The 6,030-nt window shown below is 42.0% G+C and carries 10 protein-coding genes; 2 read left to right on the top strand and 8 right to left on the bottom strand.

Annotated elements, in window-relative coordinates; translation table 11 throughout:
* Window positions 1-280 (bottom strand): hypothetical protein (locus tag NUV69_00225; GenBank protein ID MCR4324100.1); only part of this gene is annotated, 280 nt, incomplete at its 3' end.
* Window positions 281-302: 22 nt separating this feature from the next.
* Window positions 303-1,598 carry an MFS transporter gene (locus NUV69_00220; protein ID MCR4324099.1) on the bottom strand — a complete coding sequence of 432 codons (1,296 nt, stop codon included), beginning with the start codon at window positions 1,596-1,598 and terminating at the stop codon, window positions 303-305.
* Window positions 1,599-1,722: 124 nt separating this feature from the next.
* On the opposite strand from NUV69_00220, the gene NUV69_00215 reads away from it, so the two are divergent.
* Window positions 1,723-2,148 carry a DUF1761 domain-containing protein gene (locus NUV69_00215; GenBank protein MCR4324098.1) on the top strand — a complete coding sequence of 142 codons (426 nt, stop codon included), beginning with the start codon at window positions 1,723-1,725 and terminating at the stop codon, window positions 2,146-2,148.
* Here NUV69_00215 and yjjX read toward each other — a convergent pair.
* The 3 genes from yjjX to NUV69_00200 are packed head-to-tail and all read right to left on the bottom strand — an operon-like array spanning window position 2,145 to window position 3,992.
* The gene (yjjX, locus tag NUV69_00210; GenBank protein ID MCR4324097.1) at window positions 2,145-2,669 is read right to left on the bottom strand and encodes an inosine/xanthosine triphosphatase; all 525 of its coding nucleotides are present in this window, start codon (window positions 2,667-2,669) and stop codon (window positions 2,145-2,147) included. The genes NUV69_00215 and yjjX overlap by 4 nt on opposite strands.
* Window positions 2,670-2,672: 3 nt before the next feature.
* Complete coding sequence (locus tag NUV69_00205; GenBank protein MCR4324096.1) at window positions 2,673-3,605, bottom strand: NADP-dependent oxidoreductase; 933 nt, start codon at window positions 3,603-3,605, stop codon at window positions 2,673-2,675.
* Window positions 3,606-3,659: 54 nt separating this feature from the next.
* Window positions 3,660-3,992, bottom strand: a complete 333-nt coding sequence (locus tag NUV69_00200) for a hypothetical protein (GenBank protein ID MCR4324095.1) — start codon at window positions 3,990-3,992, stop codon at window positions 3,660-3,662.
* A gap of 295 nt (window positions 3,993-4,287) precedes the next feature.
* On the opposite strand from NUV69_00200, the gene NUV69_00195 reads away from it, so the two are divergent.
* On the top strand, window positions 4,288-4,803 hold the full coding sequence (locus NUV69_00195; protein MCR4324094.1) for a DUF4352 domain-containing protein: 516 nt from the start codon (window positions 4,288-4,290) through the stop codon (window positions 4,801-4,803).
* An 87-nt stretch (window positions 4,804-4,890) separates the two neighbouring features.
* Here the strand turns inward: NUV69_00195 and NUV69_00190 are convergent, their stop codons facing one another.
* The 3 genes from NUV69_00190 to NUV69_00180 are packed head-to-tail and all read right to left on the bottom strand — an operon-like array spanning window position 4,891 to window position 5,976.
* Window positions 4,891-5,538, bottom strand: a complete 648-nt coding sequence (locus NUV69_00190; GenBank protein MCR4324093.1) for a hypothetical protein — start codon at window positions 5,536-5,538, stop codon at window positions 4,891-4,893.
* Entirely contained in the window at window positions 5,531-5,794 is a 264-nt protein-coding gene (locus tag NUV69_00185) for a hypothetical protein (GenBank protein MCR4324092.1), read from the bottom strand. Before NUV69_00185 ends, NUV69_00190 begins: the two co-directional genes overlap by 8 nt.
* Window positions 5,791-5,976 (bottom strand): hypothetical protein, encoded by a 186-nt coding sequence (locus NUV69_00180; GenBank protein MCR4324091.1) that lies wholly within the window; start codon window positions 5,974-5,976, stop codon window positions 5,791-5,793. The genes NUV69_00185 and NUV69_00180 overlap by 4 nt, the downstream gene beginning before the upstream one ends.
* Between the last annotated feature and the right edge of the window lie 54 nt (window positions 5,977-6,030).

The raw sequence follows: 6,030 nt of genomic DNA, 5'->3' as shown, positions 1-6,030 counted from the left end.
CTTTTGGAGGCTTGTCTGTAAAAATCACCTTATCTCCCCACCTGTTTTTGATTGGCTCGTGAGTCATTACGATATTTAAAGCTTTTTTGAATGGGAAATAATTGGTTTTGAGGCTCATCTCATAGGTTGTTCTTCCTATAATCAGATTCCCCGCTTTTTGAGAATGGTCTTGGAAGCCCAGGAATGATTTTCGGGAAAGGAAAGATGTGTCATCACCGTCTTTGGTTATTAAGCCATTGAGGCTTTGGCCCATGTAAACGACTACTTTAGGTTTTGTCATGAGACAATTATATCAGCCAAGGCTAGGCGGAGAATTTGGAGAAGATGCCGCGGAAGTAGAAATAAACTCCCACTAAAAATACGATTGCGCCGCCTACACCAATTACAAACATAGCATTCGTTTTTTCCGCAACGTATCCCATGATGAAGTTTCCAAGCGGAATCATGCCGACAAACATTGTTAAGTAAACCGCCATTATTCTGCCGCGCATTCCGTCAGGTGAATTAAGCTGCACAAGAGTATTTAATGTCGCTGTTTGAAGAATTAAACCAAAACCCGATACAAACAAAAGTACGTGGGCAAGGACGAAATTCCTGTTGATGGCAAAAAGGATAAAGGTAACGCTGGAGACCATCATCCCGTAAAAGATAAATCTGCCTTTGTTTGCGCTTTTGGCCCGTGAAGAAGTGTAAATCGCGCCAAGAAATCCGCCAAGGCCAGCGGAGGAAAGCAGAGATCCATATCCTTGCGCGCCCGAATGGTAAACGCGTTCGGCGACAATCGGCATTAAGGTCTGGTACGGCCAAATGCAAATAGCGGAAAGCGTTCCAAGTATTAAGAAATAAAGTATTTTTGGATGGCCAAAAGAATATTTTAAGCCGGCTTTTAGGGACTCAAGCGGGTGAATATTAGCTTCCGATTTAGCGATATAAACGGGTTTAACGGCTATTATTGCCAGGATTCCGGCAATGAAGCTTAAGCCATTCAAAATAAACGGCATTGCAAGGCCGGTTTTTACGATTAGAGCGCCGGCAATCGCGGGACCAATGAACCTTGCTCCGTTAAATAAGCTGTTGTTGATGGGAATTGCCGAAGCGAGGTCTTTTTTACCGACCATTTCGACCATATAGGTCAATCTTGTCGGTAAATCGATCGCTGCAACTGTTCCGATTAAAAACGATAAAAGAATCAGGAGCGGAAGATTAATCAGGGAGAAATAAACTAATAAACCTAAAATAATTGCGAGGATTCCTTCTGTGACTTGAGTCACTATCAAAAGTTTTTTCTTGTCGACTTTATCGATTATTACCCCCGCGAACGTTGTGAAGAATAAAATTGGAAGACCAGTAGCTGCGGCGACTGCTCCTACCCAGAAGGCGGAATTAGTAAGCTGAAAGCTTAACCAACCAACAGCTACCTGATGGAGCCAAAAACCGATAATCGAAATTGCCTGACCCGCAAAATAAAGCTGAAAATTGCGGTGCGCAAAAGCCGGAAAGATGGAAATTACCTTCCCTGGCAAGGGAATAGGCGCGCTTCCGCCGGTTGCCGCGGTAACTTCTAATTCTTCTTCAACTGTAAAATCGTCTTTCTGCATAATTTTTCCCAATATTACATTGTACCTCCATTTTAATGGTAAGAACATCCTAAAACATTGTTTATTTGCTCTGCTATGATATATTTCTGCTGAAAAATTTCAGCGAAGGGAGGTGATTTATATGATGGTAGACATAAATTACGTCGCGGTTCTCGCGGCCGCGATTTCCAACATCGTAATTGGCTCGTTTTGGTATTCTCCAATGTCGCCGACAGGTAAAACTTGGATGAAGTTGAGTGGACACAAAATGGACCCGGCGAAAGCTAAGTCTCCCGAAATGATGAAATTGTACGCGATGGCGTCTGTTGCCGCACTTGTGATGGCTTATGTTCTTGCGCACATTCTGGCTTTTGCAGATGCTGCAGGTATTGGGAATGGCGTTATGGCTGGTATTGTGGGCGGACTTTGGGTCGCGATTGGTTTTATCGCAACTTCGTTTTTAAATTCCGTTTTGTGGGAAGGTAAACCTTGGATGTTGTACGCCGTAAACGTTGGTTATTATCTCGTTGCTCTCCCTGTTATGGGAGCGATTCTTGCAGCTCTAGGTTAATCCCAAAATATAGGGTTCGAGATGAACGGGGCAAAAGCAAAAATAATTCCGTGACTGTATGCTTTATATCGTGGAAGGTGGTTTTTGGTGATCAAGCCCATTATGCCTTCTTTTACATGTACGTCGTCTCTGCCGGTCAACTCGTTAACTACGTCCGCTAACTCTTGACCCTTAAGCAGTGGTTTGGAGATTTTCTTAGATACTTGCCATCTAGACGAGGATCCGATGCCAATTTTTCCATTTTTGTCGACAATCGCAATCCAACCGCATTCGAACCAGTCCTTCCCTATTTTGTGCATGCCTCCCTCGAGTCCGATTCCAAAATCCGCATTTGTAGCTTTTTGTGCGTTTTTCGCCCTAGTTATTGCGCCTTTCATTGTCTCTTCGTCGGTTTTAGGTTGATCACTTACGCCAGATTTTACGTCCACACTTTCCACTTTTGCGCCAGGGAAAAGTTTGTTGACTACAACTTTTACAGCTTTTATTTTTGTGGGGTTTTTGCTACCGACCGCGATTATCATAGGTCAATCGCCAACTGAAAGGACTACTTTTCCTCGGGGGTGGCCTTTTTCTTGATGTGTGAATGCTTCTTTTACTTCGTCGAGCGAAAAGACTTTGTCCACTTGAGGCTTAACTTCCCCATTTTCAATTAGATTTTTGAGTTTTTCTAATTTTGCCGTGTCTCCGTTTGTGCTCATGGCTATCCCTTTTACGCCTAACTTTTTAGCAAGCTTGGGGTCGGGTTCGCCGGTCATACTCGCCACTACCCCACCCTTTTTAACAACGGTTAAAGATTTGTCGGCGGTTTCCTGGTCGGCTGTGTTGAAAACGGCGTCGACATCTTTTACCTTTTTGGTGAAATCTTCTGCTTCGTAGTCGATTACTTCGTCTGTGCCCAAACCCTTAACATAATCCAAATCGTCACTAGCTGCTGTCGCTATGACATAAACACCCATTGCTTTTGCGATTTGAACAGCTAAGGATCCGATTCCGCCTGCGCCGCCGTGAATTAATATTTTTTGGCCCTTTTCTAGTTTTATATCGTCTTGGAGCGCTTGCAATGCACTTTGGCCGGCGAGAGGAATTGCTGCCGCTTCTTCGAAGTTAATATTTGTCGGTTTGGCTGCTATCTTGCCAGTTGATGCTGCTGCAAATTCAGCAAACGCGCCGGATCCCCCACCATACGCAGCTGCTTGTCCATATACTTCGTCACCTACCTTATAATCTGAGTCGCCTGCGTCTGCAACAACTCCTGCAAAATCTCCACCAATTGTTATTGGCAAATCGAGAGGCATGTGGTCTTTGACGTATCCTTCGCGGACTTTCCAATCAAAAGGGTTAATGCTTACCGCTTTAACTTCGACAAGGACTTGACCAGACGAAGGTGTAGGTTTTGGGACGTCTTTTACTTCCAGTACATCGACGCCACCATATTTACTAAATTGCACTGCTTTCATAGCCCAAAGATTATATCACGCGGATTGGATTGGATAAGTAGAAAAGTTGTGAGGTTAATGAGGAAATCTAGGTTCGTTTGTCTGTCTTAGCTGTTCTTCTAGATTGTGCACATCTCTAAGTACGGGCCCGTATACATTTACCATCTGATTAGCTACTTCTCGAGTTTGAGGTAATCCATTAATGCTAGCGTAAGGCGCCAAATACTTCGACTCAACACCATTTCCTTCGTTTCTCCAACCTACTCTTTCACCAAAAGTAACGTTTACTCCCCAAAACGGACCTGACGCGCTCCATTCGCCACTTTCATCTGGCTCGTAACTTAATCTACTGACTTCAGCGAGCGCTCTTTTACGATTGTCCGCATCTTGTTGCTGCGTCGATAACATCCTTTCTCGGTCTTTTAACTTTCGGACCCTTCCACGGTGAATCAATTTCAGAGTGATAGTCCCTATACTCATCCGCTATAACTTCAAGATTTCTTTCAGCACTGTTGATCTCTTTCGAAGCTATGGTCTGTAAACTATCAATTGCTCTGGCACGAAAATCGCTTTCAACCATGGTTGGGCATATAGGATTAAAATATATTTCTGTCAATGTGAATTGCGCGATTATGCTGTTTTTGATATTTACTACATCAAAAGATTACAATCTCCTAAATAAATAACGATTGGAGGTGAAGTAATGAAAAAAGCACTATTAATTATCGGCGGTATTCTCTTGGTTCTTATTGTTGTCGGAGTCGCGGCAGGAGGGCAATCATCCGGGCCAACGAAAGTAGATTCTCAGTCTCAAACTGATTCTGTACAGGCAACACCTACTGACCAAACATTCAAAGTTGGAGATACGGCAAAACTCGGTGATCGAGAATTTACCGTGAACTCTGCGAAGAGATCGGCAGGTTTTGGATATAACACACCTAAATCGGGTAAAGAGTATGTGATTGTAAACGTAACGATCAGGAATCTTGGCAAAGATGAAGTTTCTTACAATCCCTTCGACTTTAAAATGCAGGATGCTAATGGAGCGCAAGAGTCGTCAACTTTTGCCAGTTTGGATGACAGTTTAAATTCGGGAACTTTAGCCGGCGGAGGAAAAGTAACCGGATCAATGGCATTCGAAGTTCCTAAGGGAGATGCTGCAAAGTTGATCTTTACTCCAAGTTTCTGGAGCAGCCAAAGGATTGTTGTAGAAATGTAGGTCTAGGACAAAAGGTTTTACGCTTGGCCAGTTAGACTAAGTATATCTTGTCGTAGGGATTATGCTGTCAACACAAATCTAATCAAGCTACATTTTCGTATTTTCATCTCCTAAAACTACTTGGTATTTCCTGTTTGCCCACAAATATGGGGCTGAGTCCCTTTGGGCTGGTGAAGCTCTTGTTGATAGCATAAATGAAAAATTACGAGCCATTGAATCTTGTGATTTTCTGTAAGATTCTCTAACACTATTTCCTTTCAATAGGGATATTGGGACAAGATTTGAAGGAGTAATGAATAGTTTAGCTACTTCATCTCTAAGCGGATTAGTAATGCTTGACTGAGAGTAGCCGATTGCATACTTTCTCTGATATCCGATAAAGGCAAGGGTATTATTTTTGATGCACAGTTGTCCCAAATTTTTAGCTGCGTCACAACTTCTAGCATAAACAATCTTTCCTTCAAGTAATTTTTCGTTTTTATTTGCCGATATCAACGGTTTGTTATCGTAACCGGTTATTACATCTTTATTGCCGTGACCATTCAAGAATACTAATATCGGTTCATTTTTGACTATATAGCTTGTTAGAGTTGTCTCGTTGGCTTTTTTGCTTGATAAGTCCAAAACTTTTATTCCCTTTTTGTCCGCTACGTTAATAACATACTCTGACCATTTAAATAGGTATGTTGTTATTAAATCGTGGTTGGGTCTCGTAACAAGGATCGCTTTATCCACTGGAAAGTTTGTAAATTGCTCCTTCTGCCGTGTCTCTAAGATATTCCATTTGAATATCAATTATCTCTTTTCCGATTTCGTCTTCTGCCTCTACGCGTTCTATCATTTCTTTTTTGGTATATTCTGTCGAGCCTATTGCTATACGCAAATCGTCCGATGCTGCCTGAATCCTCGCGAGAACCAATTTTTTAATGTCTTCTTGCAACTGTGGGTCTACAATCCCCCCAATGTTTTTATCACCAGCTTGATTTTTCATTTTATAATTCCAAGTTTTTCTAACTTATCCAAAATTTCCTTACCTTTTTCTGTATCGTTTTCTACCTCTATCCTAGCAGCGTTCCAAGTTAAGGGTTCGTTGTCTATTACAATTACTATTTCATTTCTCTGATTTAGCGATAAATTTGCATATACTTGCAGAAATTTTGTTTTAAGATTCATTGTTATTCTCTATTTAGGTGGATTATATTCAAGGAAAAAGGATGACACAAGAGG

It is taken from the genome of Candidatus Curtissbacteria bacterium (assembly GCA_024654445.1).
GTDB lineage: Bacteria > Patescibacteriota > Microgenomatia > Curtissbacterales > GWA2-41-24 > JANLHP01.
The sequence above is the reverse complement of the archived record's forward strand: the minus strand, read 5'-3'. Positions and strand labels throughout refer to the sequence as shown.